Below are 16,640 nucleotides of genomic sequence, written 5' to 3'. Positions count from 1 at the left end.
CAAGGCAAGGGCCGGGCGCAGCGGTGCATGCGGCCTGACCGGACACCCCGCCGGAGGACGTTTGCGACGAGGCAGGTCTCCTGGCTCACGGATCGTCGCGGCGGTCTGGCCTTCCCGGTCCCTTGCGGACCAGTGACACATATCGACCGCCGCTCACCGCTTACAGTTGCGGGGGCAGCGCCGGTTTTGCACCGGCTTCCCGTCTTAGCTTCGCGTCGCGCAAGCGACGCGAAGAACCTCGACAGCATCCAGCATAGGCCGGCGGCTTCGCTTGTCAATAGTCATATAAAGAATTCTTTATATGACTATAGCGCCATCGCCAGCCCCGCCACGGTCGCCGCGACGATAACGAGCAGGATCGCGGCTTTCGGAGCGTAGGTGGCGATGAGGCCTGGCCGCCGCGGCGGCGGGAAGGTCGGGACGTCGTCGTGAAGCAAGGGCTCGCCGCCGGAAAGCGAAGAGTCGTTGCCGGCCCGCTGCCGCAGCGCTGCGGGGGGCGAGGCGACGCCGGGGCCGCTGATCCCGCTGGCCAGCACCAGCTTTTCGAAAGCGACCGCCATTTTTTCCCGATCGAGATAGGCGTTGAGTATCTCGCGTGACCGGTCGGGTCCGGCCGGAGCGGACAGGTCGGCGACCTTGCGTTCGATCTCGCCGTCGAGGGCGTGGAGCCGGTCCATCGCCTCGATGATCCGTTGCCGGTCGCCGCTTTCCATCGCCAGTTCGAGGCGGATCAGCGAGAGCGTGCTCGCGCGGCAATATTGCAGGCTCCAGAACAGGTCGGCCGCCGCGGGATCGGCCGGTGCGATGGGGTCGCCCTGATCGATGGGGTGCGGTGCGCTCAACTTACTTCTCCTGCGTCCCCCGGCGCAGGGCTTAACGGCAAAGTCGCGCGCGGCGAAACGCCGATCCGGTCAGTCGTGGGTGGGATGCGGCGGAGAGCAGCCGCCCGCAGCCATGGTCAGGACTTTTCCCTTTCGGCGCGGGCGGCTTCGGCACGGATCAGCTTGTCGGCCATCGCGCGCCACGCCGCCGCGGCGCGCAGATTGCGTTCGCGCACCCGGTCAAGCGTCGAGCCGTCGGCATCGGCCTGGCATTTTTCGGCCTGCGCCAGATAGAAATCGCTGGTGGCGGCCATTGCGGCGGCTCCTTTCCGGTTAGTCGACCATGTCGGCGATCAGGCGGCGCAGCTCGCGGCGCGACAGCGTCGGAGAGGTGCGGCGTGGCGCCGGGGGAAGGGTGATCGCCTTGCCGGCGAGCGAAAGCCCCGCCAGGTGTGGGAAGAGAGGCATGTTAGGTAAGCTGTTCATTATATTTATCTTCTTCAATTCATAATCACATTTGTTTTGGTGTTGATACTCCGGTTCGCGCGGTCAGCGCCGCTTGCGCTGCCCGCCGACCGGGCTGCTGCCGCGTTCGCGATAAACGACGCGGCCCTTGCTGAGGTCATAGGGCGTCATCTCGACGCGCACGGCGTCGCCGACGACCGACCGGATGCGGAAACGCCGCATCCGGCCGGCGGTGTAGGCGATGATGCGATGGCCGTTTTCGAGCACGACGCCGAAACGGGCGTCGGGCAGGATCTCGTCGATCACACCATCGAAGGTCAGGGCTTCCTCTTTGGCCAAATATCAGGCCTGTTGGAGGTTGATCGCCGAAACCTTGCCGTTGCGGCCGGTTTCCAGTTCGTAGGAAATGCGCTGATCCTTGTTCAGCGTTTGCATTCCCGCGGCCTGGACGGCGGTGATGTGGACGAAGCTGTCGCCCGAGCCGTCTTCATTTTCGATGAAGCCATAGCCCTTGTCGGTGTTGAAGAATTTGACGGTGCCGATCGGCATGGGGTGTTTCCTTTCACGAAACGGATATCCGCCGGCAAAAGCACCGGCGGAGCTTGTAGCGTGAGAAGGCAAGAATCCACCCGAAAGGGGTATCAATTGTCCGTCGCAGGCGACGTTAGCCTCCCCAATATGGCGCATTTCCGCGAAAAGTCAAGGATGTGGCCTTTCGCGCCGCGGCGTAGCGCGGTTTTGGCGCGCTTGCCCCTCCCCCACCGCCACGCGACGGAGAACATCTTGCCTTCAAGAACCTCCCTGCACTGTAGGAGGAGACCGCGAAGCGGTGGAAGGTCGAAGGTTCAGGCGCCGTTGGCGGCGGAAAGGATCGCCCGCACGCTCGCGGTTGCAACATCCGTGTCGAGGCCGCACCCGAACAGGCTCTTGCCGTCGGCGGTGCGGCATTCGACATAGGCCGCGGCCTGGACGTTGCTGCCCTGGCCGATCGCGTGCTCCGAATAATCGACGATGTCCATCGCCGGGCCGCCGCTTTCGGCGAGCGCGGCGATGACGCTGCTCATCAGGCCGTTGCCGCGGCCGCTGACGCTGCGTTCGGCGCCGTCGATGGTGAGCTTGCCGGCGAAGATGCGGTCGGTGCCGCCCCCCGTTCCCCTGGCGTGCGTTTCGGCCCAGTCGACGAGTTGGAAGCGCTTGCCTTCGCTGGCGAGATACTGGCCCTCGAAGGCGGTCCAGATGTCGTCGGCGCCGAGCTCGCGGCTCGTTTCGTCGGCGACCGCCTGGACGACGTGGCTGAAGCTTGCCTGCATCTTCTTGGGCAGTTTCAGCCCCTTGTCCTGTTCGAGCACCCAGGCGACGCCGCCCTTGCCCGACTGGCTGTTGACGCGGATCACTGCTTCGTAGCTGCGCCCCAGGTCGGCGGGGTCGATGGGGAGGTAGGGGACCTCCCACTTGTCGTCGTTCTGGCGCTCGCGCGCGGCGAAGCCCTTCTTGATCGCGTCCTGATGGCTGCCCGAGAAGGCGGTATAGACCAACTCGCCGCCATAGGGGTGGCGCGGGTGGACAGGGAGCTGGTTGCAATATTCGACCGTGGCGATGACCTCGTCGATGTCCGAGAAGTCGAGCTGTGGGTCGACGCCCTGCGTGTACATGTTGAGCGCGATAGTGACGAGGCAGGTGTTGCCGGTGCGCTCGCCGTTGCCGAACAGGCAGCCCTCGACGCGGTCGCCGCCCGCGAGCAGTCCCAGTTCGGCCGCCGCGACGCCGGTGCCGCGGTCGTTGTGGGTGTGCAGGCTGATGATCGCGCGGTCGCGGTTCGGCAGATGCTTGCAGAAATATTCGATCTGGTCGGCGTAGATGTTCGGGGTCGCCGCCTCGACCGTCGCGGGGAGGTTGAGGATGATCGGATTGTCGGCGGTGGGCTGGAGGATGTCCATCACCGCGGCGCAGCATTCGATGCTGAAATCGAGCTCGGCGGTCGAGAAGGTTTCGGGGCTGTATTCGAAGCGCCAGTCGGTGCCGGGCAGGCGCGCGGCATTGTCGCGCAGTTGCTTCGCGCCGTCGATCGCGATCTGCTTGATCTCTGGCATCTCCATGCCGAAGACGATGCGGCGCCACGCGGGACTGACCGCGTTGTAAAGATGGACGATCGCTCTCTTCGCGCCTTCGAGGCTGTCGAAGCTGGTGCGGATCAGGTCGGCGCGAGCCTGCGTCAGCACCTGCGGCGTGACGTCGTCGGGGATGCGGCCCGAGCGGACGAGGTTCTGGATATAATCGAAGTCGGTGGCGCCCGAGGCGGGGAAGCCGACCTCGATCTCCTTGAGCCCGCATTTGACGAGCAGGTCGAAGAAGCGCGTCTTCTTTTCGGCATCCATCGGGTCGATCAGCGCCTGGTTGCCGTCGCGCAGGTCGGTCGAGAGCCAGATGGGGGCCCGGGTGGTGGTGCGGGCGGGCCACTGGCGGTTTTCCAGCGGGACTTGCGGAAAAGCGCGGTACTTGGGCGAGGGGTCGCGGAGCATGGTCATGGGTCTGGTGTCTTCTGCGGTTGAATGGCGGTGCGGTGTCGGTCGGGCCCTTGGGCGGTCGGCCCGCCGCTAGTCGCGCAGGCCTGAAGTCACGCCCAAGGGCGTGTAAGTCGCAGAAGAAGAAGGCCGCGCATGTGCATGGGGCTCTAGTGATGCAAAATGTCGCGTTTGGCAAGGGGCGCGGCGCGAAAAGTTCGCCGGATCGCATGGTGGCATGCGATCCGGCGCAGGTCAGGGGTCGGGGGCAAATGTCAGCCGTCAGGCGTCTTCATTGTCGCGCAGCGCAGTATCGTCGTCCGCATCCTCGGTAGCGTCGTCGTCGTCGTCGTCGTCTTCGTCGTCGTCCCAGGGTTCGAGCAGATCTTCCTCGACCATATTATCGACCGCGTGGACGCGGACGCCGACCTGCCACTCCTCGACCGCGCCTTCCCACGCGGCCTCGACCTCGGTCAGCGTCGCTTCGGCCGGGTGGGCGGGGCGGACGCCAACGAGGTCGAAATCCTGAAAGCCGTCCTCGGGCGGGGTCAGATGGGCATGGGGTTCGAGCCGGACCTTGCTCCAGCCGGCGGTGGCGGCAAGACCCTCGGCCTCGACGGTAAGCAGCGGATGTTTCTCGTCGCCGCCGATGAAGGCATGCACCTCGACAATTTCGCGTACCAGTTCGCTCATCACACGTACTCCTGCGAAAAGGGCGGGGGTCGCTAACGATCCCCGCCCGTCCCTAGGCGATCGGTATGACAGATTGATGCGTCATTTCTTTTCGAACGCAGCGGTAATCTCCAGCTCGACCTCGTCGCTGACCAGCGGGACGCCGAAGCCGAGGCCGAAGTCGCTGCGGCGGATCGTCGTTTCCGCCTCGAATCCGATGGTTTCGGCGTTGGTCATCGGCGCGGGGCCGGCACCGGTGAAGTCGACGTCGAGCGTCACCGGGCGGGTCACGCCGTTGAGGGTGAGGTTGCCGGTCACCTTTGCCTCGTCGCCGTCGTCGTCGACGACCACCGCGGTCGAGACGAAGCGCGCGGGCGCAGGGTTGGCGCCGAAGAAGTCGGGCTTCGCACCGTCCTTGCCGGGGCGGAGCAGGTGATCCTTGAGCCCGGCGCTGGCGACGGTGACGCTGGCGATGGGGATGGTGACGTCGAGCTTTGCCGCGGCGGGATTTTTCGGGTCGATGGTGAGCGTACCGGTCACGTCGCCGAAGACGCCGAAATAATCGTTGAAGCCCAGATGATTGAGGCGCCAGCCGACGAGGCTGTGATGATGGTCGGCCTGATAGGTGCCGCCGGTGACGCGCGACAGATCCTTCGCACCCGGCGCGGTGGTGGGCATCTGCGCGAGCAGCGGGACGGCGCCGAGCAGCGACAGCGCGAGGAGGGGGGCGACATAACGCATGGGGACAGCTCCTGTTTCGCGGGGGGTAACGGACGCTAGGCGAGCGGGCGGCGGGGCGTCAATCGTCCTTGGCGGCGCGCTCGATTTCGCGGCGCTCGGCATACCATTCGCGCAAGGCCTTGGCGAGGCAGCCGGTCGAGCCGTAGGAACCGACCGGCGAGCAACTGTTCGGGCGGCCGACGCTGGCGACATTCTGGTCGTAATCCTCGACCGCCGCGCCCCAGGCCCCGCCGCGATTGGCCTTTTTCTCCAGGGCCTCCTCGCGCAACTCCTTGGGGACGCGATAGCGTTCGGATTCGGGCTTTTGCGCGCAGACGACGATTTCGTCGCCGGTCGATTCGGGGCAGGGTTCGTCGCCGAAGGTCACGAGGACCGAGATTTTCTGTGCGCCGTCGGCGCTCGGGGCCGGGGCGTCGCTTGCGTCCTGCGCGAGGGCGGGGGCGACGAGCGCCAGCGCAGCCGCGAGCGCGAGAAGGGGAGCCGATGTCATCGTCATAAGATAGTCCCTCGAACCGTCCCCGCAATCGGCGGTAGGGGATCGAGATGAACCTCAGCCGAACGGGCGCGCCTCAGAGGCTGTCGAGCGCGGCGGCGATCGCGGCCCAGACCTCGGCTAGCTCGTCGGGGGTGATGCAATAGGGCGGCATGACGTAGATGCTGTTGCCGAGCGGGCGGAGCAGGACGCCGCGGTCGCGGAAAAAGGCGATCAGGCGCGGGGCGAGTGCGGAGAGATAGCCGCTGTCGGGCGCCGCGACGTCGAGCGCGGCGATGGTGCCTAGGCGGCGGGGGTTCACCACACGCGGATGGCCGGCGAGCAGCGACAGGTGCGCGGCCTGCGCCTCGGCGAGCGCGTCGATGCGTGCCTGCACCGGTTCCTCGTCCCAAATGGCAAGATTGGCGTTGGCGGCGGCGCAGGCGATGGGGTTCGCGGTATAGCTCGACGAATGGTAGAAGAGCCGCGCGCGGTCGGTCGACAGATGCGCGGCGAAGATCGGCTCGACACACAGCGTGACCGCGAGCGGGATCGCGCCGCCGGTCAGCCCCTTCGACAGGCAGAGGATGTCGGGGATGACGCCCGCCTGCTCGCAGGCGAAGCGGGTGCCCGTGCGGCCCCAGCCGGTCATCACCTCGTCGGCGATGAACAGCACGCGGTGGCGGGCGCAGATCGCACGCATTTCGGCGAGCACCCAGGCGGGATAGACCAGCATGCCGCCGGCGCCGAGGATCAGCGGTTCGACGATGAAGGCCGCGGGCGCGTCGCCCGTTTCCTTGGCTGCACAGGCGGCCTCGAGCGCGTCGAGGCAGGCCTGCTCCTGCCCTTCGTGCGGGAAGGGGATGGTGCCCACGTCGAACAGCAGGGGCTGATACGCGCGGTTGTAGACGCCGCGCTCGCCGACCGACATCGCGCCGATCGTGTCGCCGTGATAGCTGTACTGAAGGACGAGGATACGGTGACGATCCTCGCCGATGTTGGCGAAAGTGCCGAGCGCCATCTTGAGCGCGACCTCGACGCTGGTCGAACCCGAGTCGGAGAAGAAGACGCGGGTCAGCGGATCGGGGGTGATGCGGATCAGCCCGGCGGCAAGGCTTTCGGCGGGCTCGTGCGTCCAGCCGGCGTAGATGAGCTGGTCAAGCCTTTCGGTCTGGGCGCGGATGGCGGCCATGATGCGCGGATGGGCGTGGCCGTGAGTGGTGACCCACCAGCTCGATATCGCGTCGATCCAGCTGTTGCCCAGCGCATCGTAGAGGCGGGCGCCGGCGGCGCGCTCGATCAGGGGGATCGGTTCCCCGAGGCCGTGCTGGGTGAAGGGGTGCCAGACGGCACTTTCGGTCGCTTCGTTCATTATGCCGTTCCCGCGAAAGCGGACCATCCGCCGGCCCGCTTCTTCGTGCGCCCTGTGGCAGAGACAGGCGGCGACGAAAAGGAAAAGCGCAATCCTCCCGTGCATTCCGTATGGGAAAAGGGCGCGGCTATTGCTGGAGCGGGATCGTCACCCGACCGGTTGCCGCCCATTCGGTGCCGCGCAGCAGCAGGGTGCGGAACTGCGGATTCGCGAGGTTGGGCGACGGTTCGTCGTGCCATGTGTGCCCTAGCATGGTGACATAGACGCGTCCCTTGCCCCAGCGGCGCACCCAATCCATCGGCTCGCGTTCCTGAACCGCCTCGCACCAGGCATAGGTGAGGAAGGTGAGGGCGCCGCCGCGGATCACGGCTTCGGGGCCATGCTGGCCATAGGTGAGCTGTTCGGACTGGACCGCGAAGCGGGCGGGCAGGCCGCGGGTGATCGGATGGTTCCGGTCGCGCACGGCGACGTCGAAATCGTAGCGGCGCGGATGATTGGGATTCGGGCCGGTGTCGGCGGGAATGACGACCGGATTGCCGGCGGCGTCGAAGGTCACGCCGGGGCCAAAGCTGTTCGGCCGCCACAGGAGTCCCACCATCTCTTCATAGGCCAGCCAGCCGGGGAAGGCGTTATTGGCGGCATGAAAGCTGACGAAACCGCCACCCCGCTTCACATAGGCCTCGAAATCGGTGCGGACCGCGGCCGGCCACTGGACGACGTCGAGACCATGGTCGCCGCCGTTGAAGTTGCTGAGGACGACGTCATAGCGCGCGAAGCGAGGGCGCCAGCCCGTCCAGTCGGCCTCGGGCGCGCCGCGCGGCGGGCTGGTCGAGACATCGACGCGAAAGCGTCCGCTGTCCTCCAGAAGGCTTTTGAGCACCGGGGTGGTGGCGGGCCAGTCGTGATTGTTGACGCCGTCAACAATCAGCACCCGCAGCGGGGCGGATCGGGCGTCCGCCGGCTGGACAAGCGCCGGGATCAGCGCGATGACGGCGAGCAGCAGGCGGACGACCATCGGGTTGGCCCTAGAGGGTGAACAGCGCGGCGGAGTGCGGCGGCACGGTCACGGAGCGTCCGCCCCTGGTGGCGACATTGGTCAGGTTGGTGCCCTGCGTCGCATCGCGCGCCGGTCCGGAAAGGACAATCGCGTCGGGCTTTGCCGGGACGGGCAGGGTGATGGTGGCGGGCGTCAGATCCTTGTTGACGATCGCCACCTTGCGAACGCCATGGCGCTCAACCGCATAGGCGGTGACGAAGCGGCTGGCGCCCGTCAGCGTCGCGGGCACGAAGGTCGCGCCGGTCAGAAGCTGCGCGAACTGAATCCCATAGAATTCCGGACGACGGGAGAAGCCGGTCGAGGGCGCGCCGACGATCGGCGAATAATGGCCGTTGCCGCCGCCGTGCCAGTTGACGCCGACCCAGCCGAGCCGGGCGAAGCGCAGCATGGCGTCGGCGCACCACAGGGCCGAAGCGAGCGTGTCGGAAACGCCCGGCTGGCCGCCGTTCCAGCAACTGTTCCCCTCTGTCATGCGATAGGGAAGGCCCGAGGTCTCGACCGCCTTCTGGACCACCGGGAAGCGCTCGGACCGCATCGTCGTGGTGCTGGGATCGGGCTCCATCAACTGCTCGATCGTCGCTTCCGGATTTCCGGCGGGACCCATGGCGTAATAATGGGCGCTCAGCATCACCACGTCGGGATGCTTAGGCGCCTCGGCGGCGAAGGCGGTCAGATAGTCGAGCTTGTTCGAAATGTCCGGCCCCGCGAACTTCAGGCCGGGCGCGGCCGCCACGATCGCGTTGTGAAATTCGTTCCATTCGCGGATGAAATCGGCCGGTCCCCAGGTGTCGGGGCGATAGCGGGTACGGAAGCCGTCGACCTCGTTGCCGATCTGGATCAGCATCAGCCGGGGTCCCAGGATGCGCTGCACCGCCGCGGCTTCGGCGGCCGCATTTTCCTTGCTGCCCTGGCCGAAATTCAGACCCCAGATACAGGTCCAGCCGGTCGCGTCGAGGAACCCGCGCAGGTTGCGCAGCGCCAGCGCCGTGGTGACGGTGCCGTGCTTTTCCGTCTTGGACGTGTCCGGCCCGAACACCTCAAAGGGGGCGGGGCCCGTGGGGTCCTGCTCCGAATAGCTGGTATATTCACTCGATCCGCCGCCGATGCGCAGCACGCCCGACGGCGACAGTTCGCGGAACAGTGCGATCAGCGCCTTGTTCGACGGCGTGAAGAAATCGGGATTGGCGAATTGCGCGGCTTCGTAGGAAAGGCCGACATAATCGGCCGGGATGGTCGGGCCGCTGGCCGCGTCTTCGAGCGAGAGGCTGATCCCCGGTGTCCGGGCGAAGGCGAGACGGGGCAGGCCGGCCGCCGCGGTGGAGGCGGTGAGGATGCCGAGCAGTTGGCGACGGTTCATAATGGCTCCGAAAGATGGGGGTAAGATTAGGATGGGTTGATGCCTGACGAAAGGTCCGAAAAAGCAGGCGGGCCCGGCCTGCCGGGCCCGCCCGAGGAGGAGCTCAATCGTCCTGGGGTTGCGCCCAGCGCCGCGCGCGGGACGAAGCAAGGCGCAAGCCGAGCGTAACGGTTTGATTCGGCGGTAGCATGATGTCGCAGCTATCCTCGCCGGCGCGCGGCGCCCGCTTGAGCGTGCCGTTCGAGATCGTGGCGGATTCGATCCCGTGCCAGGCCCTCAGCCTGATCGTCTGGGGCCGGAGCGAGGTGATCCGAACCTCGGCGGTGCGGGCATCGAGGTCCCACCGCAGCCGATCTATGCGGGCGAAGGTGCGGGCGCGCATGCCGCTGATGCTGCCGCGACGCAGGTCGACGGGAAGCGCCGGCAGAATCTCGATAAGGCCGGGCCGCGAATAGCAGAGCATCTCCATCAGGATCGTGGGCAGGCCGCCCTGTGCGTCCGGCATCGGGCCGCTATGGGGATTGTGCGAGCTGCGCAACGTCTGGTTGAAATATCCCTGGTTGAGGAGCTGCTTGATCTCCCAGTCGACCAGATAATCATCCTTGAGCCGCGCCGCGGCCAGCGCCCTGTGGCACAGGCCGTGCGCCGAACTGTTGGCGGGGCCGCGCTTTCGGTCGGCGAGCAGCGCGGCGCGCGCCAGGTCGGGCGAGCGGGTCGGCTGAATCTCGTCCGAGGGCCAGGCGCCATAGAGATGCGAGACGTGGCGCTGGTCATAATTTTCGTCCAGACCCGGCCACCCCCATTCCTTGAGCGTGCCGTCCTCGGTGGTGCGATAGGGCGGCATCTTGGCCAGAATCGCCTTCCACTTCGGAATGCTGTCGGCATCGCTGCCGAGAATCTCGCACGCCTCGATCAAATGGGTGAGCACTTCGCGGCAGACCATCACGTCCATCGCCGAATTGATGACGAACGGCACCGGCGGGCTCATGTGGAAGGCGTCGTACGGGGTCAGCGGCCAGGCGTCGGTCGGCAGCGGCTCGGCATTGAGCGGCCAGTTTTCGGGGGAAAAGCTGGGCACGAAGACATAATTGCCGCGCTCATCCTCGACCGAGAGGAAATCCTCGTAGAACAGCGCCAGCTCCTTGAGTCCGGGCACCACGCGGTCGCGCAGGAATTGAAGGTCGCCGGTGACGCAATAATGGTCCCAGAAGGGGCTGTAGACCCAGCCGCCGGCGGAGATCCAATAGGGGTGGGGCCAGATTCCGGCCCCGGCCGTTGTGGCATAGTGATAGCTGACGCCCCAATCCTTGTTGGGCATGATCGGATAGACCGCCCCGCGCGCGCCGAAGATGTTCTTCGCGTTGGTTCGGCAATCGGGGAGCAGGCTTTCGATCCAGTCGTAATAGGGCGCCATCGCTTCCGGCACGTCGCCCATCTCGCCATGCGCGACCTGGAGGTTGATGTTGATATTGACCTCTCCGCTCATCGGTTGGACCGGGAATTCGCCGGACGACAGCAGCAGCCAGTAGCGGCCCATGTCGAAGATCCGTTCGAGCAGCGCGGGCGAATAGTCGGAGCGGGTGCGCTGATCGTCGAGCAACTCCTCGCCCGAATAGCCTTGCTGGCCGGTGCCGCCGAGGTCGAGGGTGACGCGGTTCATGATCTCCGCCTGTCGTGGGCGATGGCGGGCGAGCATCGCGTCATAGTCGCCATCGAGCCCTGCCATGCCGGCGACCAATTCATCGACCCGCTTGGCGTCGAAGTCCTTGAACCAGTCGATCCGGGTCAGCAGGACGATCGAGTCGGCGTTCTCGATGACCAGCTTGTTGCCGTCGAGCCGCGCGGTGCCGCCCTTGCGAACGATACGGACCACGCCGGCATAGCCGTTGCCGTTGACCGCCGGATCGAAGCGGCCGGTGAAGACGAGATGATCCTCGTCGCCGTGCTGGCGGAACGTCACCGGGCCATTGTGACGCCCGAGCGAAGGTGATTGCAGGCTGATCGTCGCACTGACCGGCTTGCCGCCGGGACCGCGAATTTCCTGCACGCCGACATTGTCGGGGCGCGAGACGAAGGTCCGCCGCATCCAGTCGCCGCGATTGTCGCGCCACATCACCCGAATCTCGCCGCTCTCGAAATCGACGGTGCGCAGATAGTCCGAGACCGCGGGCGCCTCCGCGATGTCGATCTTCATCGTGAAGGCCGGGATCGTCGGATGCGCCTTTGTGTTGACCGCCAGGCCGGCGGCGGTGAGCGCCTCGAACGCCTTGTTCACCCCCTCGCGATACTGGCCCGCCAGCAGCAGCTTGCGGATGCCCGGCAGCTCGGCGGCGACATCGGGGGCGTCGAACGGCCGGCGCCAGGGCAGCATCAGCCGCTCGTGACGGAACTGGAGCTGTTCGGCGTAGGGCGCGCCCGTGAGCTCCAGATACATCGGGCCGTTACCCGAGAGCAGCGTGTCGCGGAACGCCTGCCCGGGCGCCGTGCTGCATATGCCGCGGCGAGGGGCCAGCTTGCGGCGCAGCCGTTCGCGGCGCGGCATGGCGGCGACTTTGGGCGGAGCGTTCCTCGCCGAAAGCGGAAGTGGTGCCTTGGGCAGCAGGTCGCGTTCCAGCCCGGCCGGCAAGGGGCGGAGGGCGATGGCGGGGGGCTGCGGGGCGGGCGGCACCGGAGGGGCGTTGCCGGCGGGCGATGCCGGTTCCGCGCCCCCGGCGGCGGTCGATGGTGCCATGCCCGCCAAGGCGGCCATCGCGGCTCCCGTCTTCAAAAGTTCGCGTCGCTCCATGCTCGATCCCCTCCATTATGTTTGGAGTGAACTTAGTTATCAGATTACCTTTAAGTCAATATCAGATATATATGCAGATATATCAGGAGCGATCCCGCACCCCATAGCTGTTGGTCGCATCGGGCTGGGCGGGGAGCGGCGTCACGTCGAACCGGCCCGCAAAGCCCGGCCGATGCAGGACCGCTTCCTCGCCGGCGCGCAGCGACAAGGCGATCCGCCGGTCGCTGAGCCGGCGCATCGTGCCCGCGCCCCGGTGCGCCGGCGTTTCGCCGCCCCAGTCGCATTCGACCACGCAGGGTTCCCCCGCGAGGCTTTTCACCCGGATCCAGGCGGTGCGCCCGCCGCTGCGGCGCGCGCTGACCAGAAAGGCGCCCTCGGCCCGGAAGTCGCCGAACACCAGGTCGGGCCAGGCGGCGGGAACTGCCGGAAAGATACGGATCGCGCCGCCCCAGCTTTGTAGCACCATGTCGTGGATCGATTGCGCGGCAGAGAGCGGAGTCTCGATATTCTGCCCGCTTTCGGCATACATGGTGTTGGCGAAATTCCTGCCGATGCCGGCCTTGCCGGCGAGCAGCGCCTGCAGGTTGTCGAGCGCCGCGTCGCCGTCCCCGAAGGCCGCGTGGAACGAGGCTGCGCCCGAGAGCAGATAGCCGGCCCCCTGGCCGGCGGCCATCGCGGTGTCGACCCATCGGGCAACCGATTTTGCGAGCAACGGCAATTTGGCGGGCGTGTCGCGGTTCTTGAGATAGAGCGGGTAGATCATCATCAGGTGCGAATAGTGGCGGTGCGGCTGAACCGCCCTGTCGGCGCCGATGCGATAGCCATGCTCGTCGACCGGGTAGGGGGTCAGCCGCGCCGCGATGTCGCGCCATTTCGCGAGCGACGGGTGCGTGGTGCCGAGCGCATGGTGCCCCTCGATCAGCGCGCCCGCACCCCAGCGCAGCAACGCGAGATCATAGTTGCAGTCACTGGTGCTGCCGATCTCGGGCGAATAGGTGACGCCCAGGTGCAGCCGGCCGTCGGGCCGTTCGGACAGGATCGGATCATAGAGCGCGACCGCTTCGGCGAGCAGCGGCAGCAATCGCTCACGCAGCATCCGCCGGTCCATCGTGAAGCGATATTGCAGCCAATAGAGGTGACAGACCCAGAGCAGATTGCCCCATTCGCGTTCGTAGCGCCGATCGACCTCCATCGGCGATTCCAGGTCCTGCTGCGTGACATGGCCGATGGCGGCCGCCCCCGGCGCGACGGTGGCGGCGGTGCGGCGCAGCGCGTCGCGATGGGTGTCGAGCGCGTGGAACAGCCCTTCGGCGAGCGCGAGGCGGTTGCCCGGCTGCAGCGCATAATAGCTGAGCTGGACGTTCAGATTCCACGTCAGATAGGGCCAGTTGCTCGGCTGGAGCCAGGGGCCATGCGTGTCGATCACGCCGCCGTCGGGCCGCGCGGCGCAGCCATATTTATAGATCTGGATCCAGTAGAAGCTTTCCAATTGCGTGTCGGGCAGCGACAGGAAACTGGCGCGGTAATGGGCGGCCCACCAGCGGCGATGAGCCGCCGCCGCCTTTGCCGGATCGGCGGCGAGGGCGGCGCGGACATTGTCCGTCGCGGCCTGCAGCGAACCCGCGTCGGGGAAGGACATGACATTGCCGACGACGAGGGTGCGGCGGCCGGGGCCCCGCGTCTGCTCCGCCCAGGCCGTGGTATAGCCGCCGCCCGCCAGCAGCGGCTGGAACCAGCGGTTCACACCATCCGCGTCGCGGCGCTCGCCGGGCGGATTGTCGACCCAGATTCGGACGGGCTGGCCATAGTCGCGCTCGTATCGCGCGGCGTCCGCGGCGGTGCGGACGGGCGGCCGAGTCGAGACGGCGGGGGTGGGGTGCCAGGACCATTGGCAGCCGTCCTCGTCGCCGGACGTTTCGATCTCGATCGCCATATGGGGCTGTTCGGCATGGACGAAGGCGTGCAGCGCGATCGTGCCGCGATCGGTGACGATCTTGCCGACGAGCGCGGCGCGGTACAGGTCCAGCCGTAGCGTCGCGCAGGTGATCCGGCCGACGGGGCGGAGCAGGAAATCGCCGACATGATAGCGGGCGCGGGAATAGGCGTGCCAGCCCCAGCTGAAGTCGCGGCGGTCGAAGACATCGACATTGTCGACCGCAAAGGCGAGCGCGCCGCCGTCCTTCGCCTCGGTCATCGACAGGGCGAGTCGGCCGTTGCCGAGGAAAGGCGCCTCGCCCCAGGTCCGCGGCAGCCGATCCCAGAGCAGATCGTGGCGGGCGAGAAAATCGGCCCAATCGATGGCGTGGGCTCCCAGTGTCGGTGAAGCGGCCATGGCCGGAACGCCGACGAAGGGCACGGTCGCGCCGGCCGCCAACAGGCTGCGGCGGTCCAGCGACGGCCCCTTGCGGCCGTTCCGATCCCATATGTCGTCCATTCTCACCTCCCGCTTCGCGGAAAGTTAGCTGACAAATTTTTGGAAAGCGATCTGCATAATGACCGGCTGGCGATCGGGCTTGCCGCTGCCGGTCTTTGCGTCGCGGAACTGAGGAGTTTTCAGGCGAAGTCTGCGCGATCGAAGTGGGCTGCGAAGGCGTCCGCCAGTGTTTCGGGCGTCAGGGGATCGATGATCGGAAGGCGGCCGAGGCGGCGGAGGCCGCCGAGCTGAGCGATGATCGCCTCGCTGTCGGGGACCGGATCGCCGACGAAGGCGAGCCCGTGGAGCGGGACGCCGCGGGCGCGCAAAGTCTCGATGGTGAGCAGACTGTGGTTGATCGTGCCGAGCCCGGTGCGCGCGCAGACGATCACCGGGATTTGCCAGCGCGCGAAGAGGTCGGCGTAGAGGCAGGTACGGGTGACCGGGACGAGCGCGCCGCCGGCGCCCTCGACCAGCACGTCGCCGGGGGGTGGGGTCAGCGCGTCGGGGTCGATGATAACGCCGTCAACTTCGGCGGCGAAATGCGGCGAGGCGGGGGTGACAAGGCGCCAGGTCTCGGGGTGAACCGGGACGCGGGCGAGGCGGGCGACGACCTCGCTGTCGGTTTCCTCCTCCAGCCCCGACTGGATCGGTTTCCAGTAGGGAAGGCCGAGCGCACCCGCCAATGCCGCGGAAAAGATGGTTTTCCCGATGCCGGTGTCGGTGCCGGTGACGACGAAGCGGGTCATGCCGCCGCCATAGCCGCGGCGAGCGCCTCGGTCATCGCGTCGATGTTGTCGTTGTCAACATGGAGCGTGATCGCGATGCGCAGGCGGGCGGTTCCCTGCGGCACGGTCGGCGGGCGGATGCCGCGGATATCGAAACCGCCGGCCTGGAGCGCAGCGGCGATGCGCATCGTGCGGGCGTTGTCGCCGATGGCCACGGGCAGGATCTGGCTGCCGCTGGCGGGAAGGCCGAGCGCGGCGAGGCGCGCTTCGGCGTGGCGGATGCGGGCGTGGAGCGCCGCCTGCCGCTCGGGCTCGGTCGCGACGATCTCGAGCGCCTGGCGGACGAGCCAGGCGATCAGCGGCGAGGGCGCGGTCGAGAAGATGAAGGGGCGGCCGCGGTTGACGAGGAAGTCGGTGACGATGCGCGGCGCGCAAAGCAGCGCGCCCTCGCAGCCGAGCGCCTTGCCGCAGGTGTGGAGGGTGATGAGATTGCTGCGGCCGGCGAGGTCGTGCGCGAGGCCGGCGCCGGCGGGGCCGAAGGCGCCGGTCGCGTGCGCCTCGTCGACGACCAGCACGCCGTCGTGGCGATCGACGACGGCGGCGAGGTCGGCGAGCGGCGCCGTGTCGCCGTCCATCGAATAGAGGCTTTCCACCGCGATCCACGGCGTGCCGGTGCCACCCGCCTTGCGCCACGCGGCAATGGCATCGTCGAACGCCTGCGCGTCGTTGTGCGCGGCGGCGGCGTGCTCGGCGCGGCCGAGCTTCATACCGTCGTGCGCGCTGGCGTGGATCAGTTCGTCGTGGACGATCAGGTCGCCGCGCTGCGGCAGCGTCGCGAACAGCGCGGCGTTGGCGGCGAAGCCGGTCGCGAAGAACAGCGCCGCCTCGCTGCCGTAATGGCGCGCGGCATGGGCTTCGAGCGCTTCATGCTCTTCATGATTGCCGCGCAGCAGGCGTGAGCCGCCCGAGCCCGCGGGGAGGCCGCGAGCGATGCCGTCGGCGAGCGCGTCGCGGAGCGCGGCGGAGCCGGCGAGGCCGAGATAGTCGTTCGAGGCGAAGTCGATGCCGGTGCGCGGGGTGAGGGCGCGGCGACGATCTTCGGCCGCGAGCGCGGTAAGATCGGCGCGGTGGACGGCGAAGGGGATGTTGCTGCTCGGCATGCGCGCGCTCCCTATAACGAAAGCAGGCTACAAGAAACCGTTCACCCTGAGCTTGTCGAAGGGCCGTTCTCCCTTCGGACGCCGCGAGAAGAACAG

Annotated in this window: 16 protein-coding genes and 1 riboswitch; all 16 genes read right to left on the bottom strand. The window is 67.2% G+C overall.

Translation table 11 applies throughout. From position 1 onward, the window contains the following. Positions 1–53: 53 nt before the first annotated feature. Positions 54–256: riboswitch (cobalamin riboswitch) on the bottom strand. Positions 257–305: 49 nt separating this feature from the next. The 16 genes from FHR21_RS08965 to FHR21_RS08895 all read right to left on the bottom strand — a co-directional run bounded on the left by FHR21_RS08965 (position 306) and on the right by FHR21_RS08895 (position 16,544). Next, positions 306–842, bottom strand: a complete 537-nt coding sequence (locus tag FHR21_RS08965) for a hypothetical protein (protein ID WP_184097385.1) — start codon at positions 840–842, stop codon at positions 306–308. A gap of 116 nt (positions 843–958) precedes the next feature. Continuing rightward, complete coding sequence (locus tag FHR21_RS08960) at positions 959–1,135, bottom strand: hypothetical protein (RefSeq protein ID WP_184097383.1); 177 nt, start codon at positions 1,133–1,135, stop codon at positions 959–961. Positions 1,136–1,154: 19 nt separating this feature from the next. After that, positions 1,155–1,289 (bottom strand): hypothetical protein, encoded by a 135-nt coding sequence (locus tag FHR21_RS21055; RefSeq protein ID WP_276569258.1) that lies wholly within the window; start codon positions 1,287–1,289, stop codon positions 1,155–1,157. 81 nt (positions 1,290–1,370) lie between these two features. Beyond that, entirely contained in the window at positions 1,371–1,625 is a 255-nt protein-coding gene (infA, locus tag FHR21_RS08955; protein ID WP_184097380.1) for a translation initiation factor IF-1, read from the bottom strand. Between the two features lie 3 nt (positions 1,626–1,628). Then, positions 1,629–1,835: a cold-shock protein gene (locus tag FHR21_RS08950; protein ID WP_184097378.1), complete on the bottom strand. Its 207-nt coding sequence runs from the start codon at positions 1,833–1,835 to the stop codon at positions 1,629–1,631. Positions 1,836–2,131: 296 nt separating this feature from the next. Then, positions 2,132–3,811: a 2-isopropylmalate synthase gene (gene leuA / locus FHR21_RS08945; protein WP_184097376.1), complete on the bottom strand. Its 1,680-nt coding sequence runs from the start codon at positions 3,809–3,811 to the stop codon at positions 2,132–2,134. A gap of 258 nt (positions 3,812–4,069) precedes the next feature. Continuing rightward, positions 4,070–4,480 (bottom strand): hypothetical protein, encoded by a 411-nt coding sequence (locus FHR21_RS08940; RefSeq protein WP_184097375.1) that lies wholly within the window; start codon positions 4,478–4,480, stop codon positions 4,070–4,072. A gap of 81 nt (positions 4,481–4,561) precedes the next feature. Then, a complete protein-coding gene (locus FHR21_RS08935; protein ID WP_184097373.1) occupies positions 4,562–5,200 on the bottom strand; it encodes a YceI family protein in 639 nt (212 codons plus the stop codon). A 58-nt stretch (positions 5,201–5,258) separates the two neighbouring features. Then, positions 5,259–5,696 (bottom strand): hypothetical protein, encoded by a 438-nt coding sequence (locus FHR21_RS08930; protein WP_184097371.1) that lies wholly within the window; start codon positions 5,694–5,696, stop codon positions 5,259–5,261. Between the two features lie 73 nt (positions 5,697–5,769). Further along, positions 5,770–7,044 (bottom strand): adenosylmethionine--8-amino-7-oxononanoate transaminase, encoded by a 1,275-nt coding sequence (locus FHR21_RS08925; protein ID WP_184097369.1) that lies wholly within the window; start codon positions 7,042–7,044, stop codon positions 5,770–5,772. A 127-nt stretch (positions 7,045–7,171) separates the two neighbouring features. Further along, positions 7,172–8,059 carry a ThuA domain-containing protein gene (locus FHR21_RS08920; RefSeq protein ID WP_184097367.1) on the bottom strand — a complete coding sequence of 296 codons (888 nt, stop codon included), beginning with the start codon at positions 8,057–8,059 and terminating at the stop codon, positions 7,172–7,174. 10 nt (positions 8,060–8,069) lie between these two features. Next, a complete protein-coding gene (locus tag FHR21_RS08915) occupies positions 8,070–9,458 on the bottom strand; it encodes a hypothetical protein (RefSeq protein ID WP_184097365.1) in 1,389 nt (462 codons plus the stop codon). A gap of 103 nt (positions 9,459–9,561) precedes the next feature. Continuing rightward, positions 9,562–12,189, bottom strand: a complete 2,628-nt coding sequence (locus tag FHR21_RS08910) for a glycosyl hydrolase family 95 catalytic domain-containing protein (RefSeq protein ID WP_184097363.1) — start codon at positions 12,187–12,189, stop codon at positions 9,562–9,564. Between the two features lie 136 nt (positions 12,190–12,325). Further along, positions 12,326–14,677: a glycosyl hydrolase family 95 catalytic domain-containing protein gene (locus tag FHR21_RS08905; RefSeq protein ID WP_184097361.1), complete on the bottom strand. Its 2,352-nt coding sequence runs from the start codon at positions 14,675–14,677 to the stop codon at positions 12,326–12,328. Between the two features lie 119 nt (positions 14,678–14,796). Beyond that, positions 14,797–15,405 carry a dethiobiotin synthase gene (bioD, locus tag FHR21_RS08900; RefSeq protein ID WP_184097358.1) on the bottom strand — a complete coding sequence of 203 codons (609 nt, stop codon included), beginning with the start codon at positions 15,403–15,405 and terminating at the stop codon, positions 14,797–14,799. Further along, complete coding sequence (locus tag FHR21_RS08895) at positions 15,402–16,544, bottom strand: 8-amino-7-oxononanoate synthase (RefSeq protein ID WP_184097356.1); 1,143 nt, start codon at positions 16,542–16,544, stop codon at positions 15,402–15,404. The genes bioD and FHR21_RS08895 overlap by 4 nt, the downstream gene beginning before the upstream one ends. Between the last annotated feature and the right edge of the window lie 96 nt (positions 16,545–16,640).

The sequence above is a fragment of the Sphingopyxis panaciterrulae genome, from assembly GCF_014199295.1.
Taxonomy (GTDB): Bacteria; Pseudomonadota; Alphaproteobacteria; order Sphingomonadales; family Sphingomonadaceae; genus Sphingopyxis; species Sphingopyxis panaciterrulae.
Note: the sequence above shows the minus strand (reverse complement) of the source record. Positions and strands in the feature narration are given on the sequence as shown.

What these genes read in the sequence shown, in the direction of transcription:
- FHR21_RS08960 (WP_184097383.1), bottom strand. Translation starts at nt 1,135, where the DNA reads ATGGCCGCCACCAGCGATTTCTATCTGGCGCAGGCCGAAAAATGCCAG.
- FHR21_RS21055 (WP_276569258.1), bottom strand. Translation starts at nt 1,289, where the DNA reads ATGCCTCTCTTCCCACACCTGGCGGGGCTTTCGCTCGCCGGCAAGGCG.
- FHR21_RS08950 (WP_184097378.1), bottom strand. Translation starts at nt 1,835, where the DNA reads ATGCCGATCGGCACCGTCAAATTCTTCAACACCGACAAGGGCTATGGC.
- leuA (WP_184097376.1), bottom strand. Translation starts at nt 3,811, where the DNA reads ATGACCATGCTCCGCGACCCCTCGCCCAAGTACCGCGCTTTTCCGCAA.
- FHR21_RS08940 (WP_184097375.1), bottom strand. Translation starts at nt 4,480, where the DNA reads ATGAGCGAACTGGTACGCGAAATTGTCGAGGTGCATGCCTTCATCGGC.
- FHR21_RS08935 (WP_184097373.1), bottom strand. Translation starts at nt 5,200, where the DNA reads ATGCGTTATGTCGCCCCCCTCCTCGCGCTGTCGCTGCTCGGCGCCGTC.
- FHR21_RS08930 (WP_184097371.1), bottom strand. Translation starts at nt 5,696, where the DNA reads ATGACGATGACATCGGCTCCCCTTCTCGCGCTCGCGGCTGCGCTGGCG.
- FHR21_RS08925 (WP_184097369.1), bottom strand. Translation starts at nt 7,044, where the DNA reads ATGAACGAAGCGACCGAAAGTGCCGTCTGGCACCCCTTCACCCAGCAC.
- FHR21_RS08920 (WP_184097367.1), bottom strand. Translation starts at nt 8,059, where the DNA reads ATGGTCGTCCGCCTGCTGCTCGCCGTCATCGCGCTGATCCCGGCGCTT.
- FHR21_RS08915 (WP_184097365.1), bottom strand. Translation starts at nt 9,458, where the DNA reads ATGAACCGTCGCCAACTGCTCGGCATCCTCACCGCCTCCACCGCGGCG.
- FHR21_RS08910 (WP_184097363.1), bottom strand. Translation starts at nt 12,189, where the DNA reads ATGGCACCATCGACCGCCGCCGGGGGCGCGGAACCGGCATCGCCCGCC.
- FHR21_RS08905 (WP_184097361.1), bottom strand. Translation starts at nt 14,677, where the DNA reads ATGGACGACATATGGGATCGGAACGGCCGCAAGGGGCCGTCGCTGGAC.
- bioD (WP_184097358.1), bottom strand. Translation starts at nt 15,405, where the DNA reads ATGACCCGCTTCGTCGTCACCGGCACCGACACCGGCATCGGGAAAACC.
- FHR21_RS08895 (WP_184097356.1), bottom strand. Translation starts at nt 16,544, where the DNA reads ATGCCGAGCAGCAACATCCCCTTCGCCGTCCACCGCGCCGATCTTACC.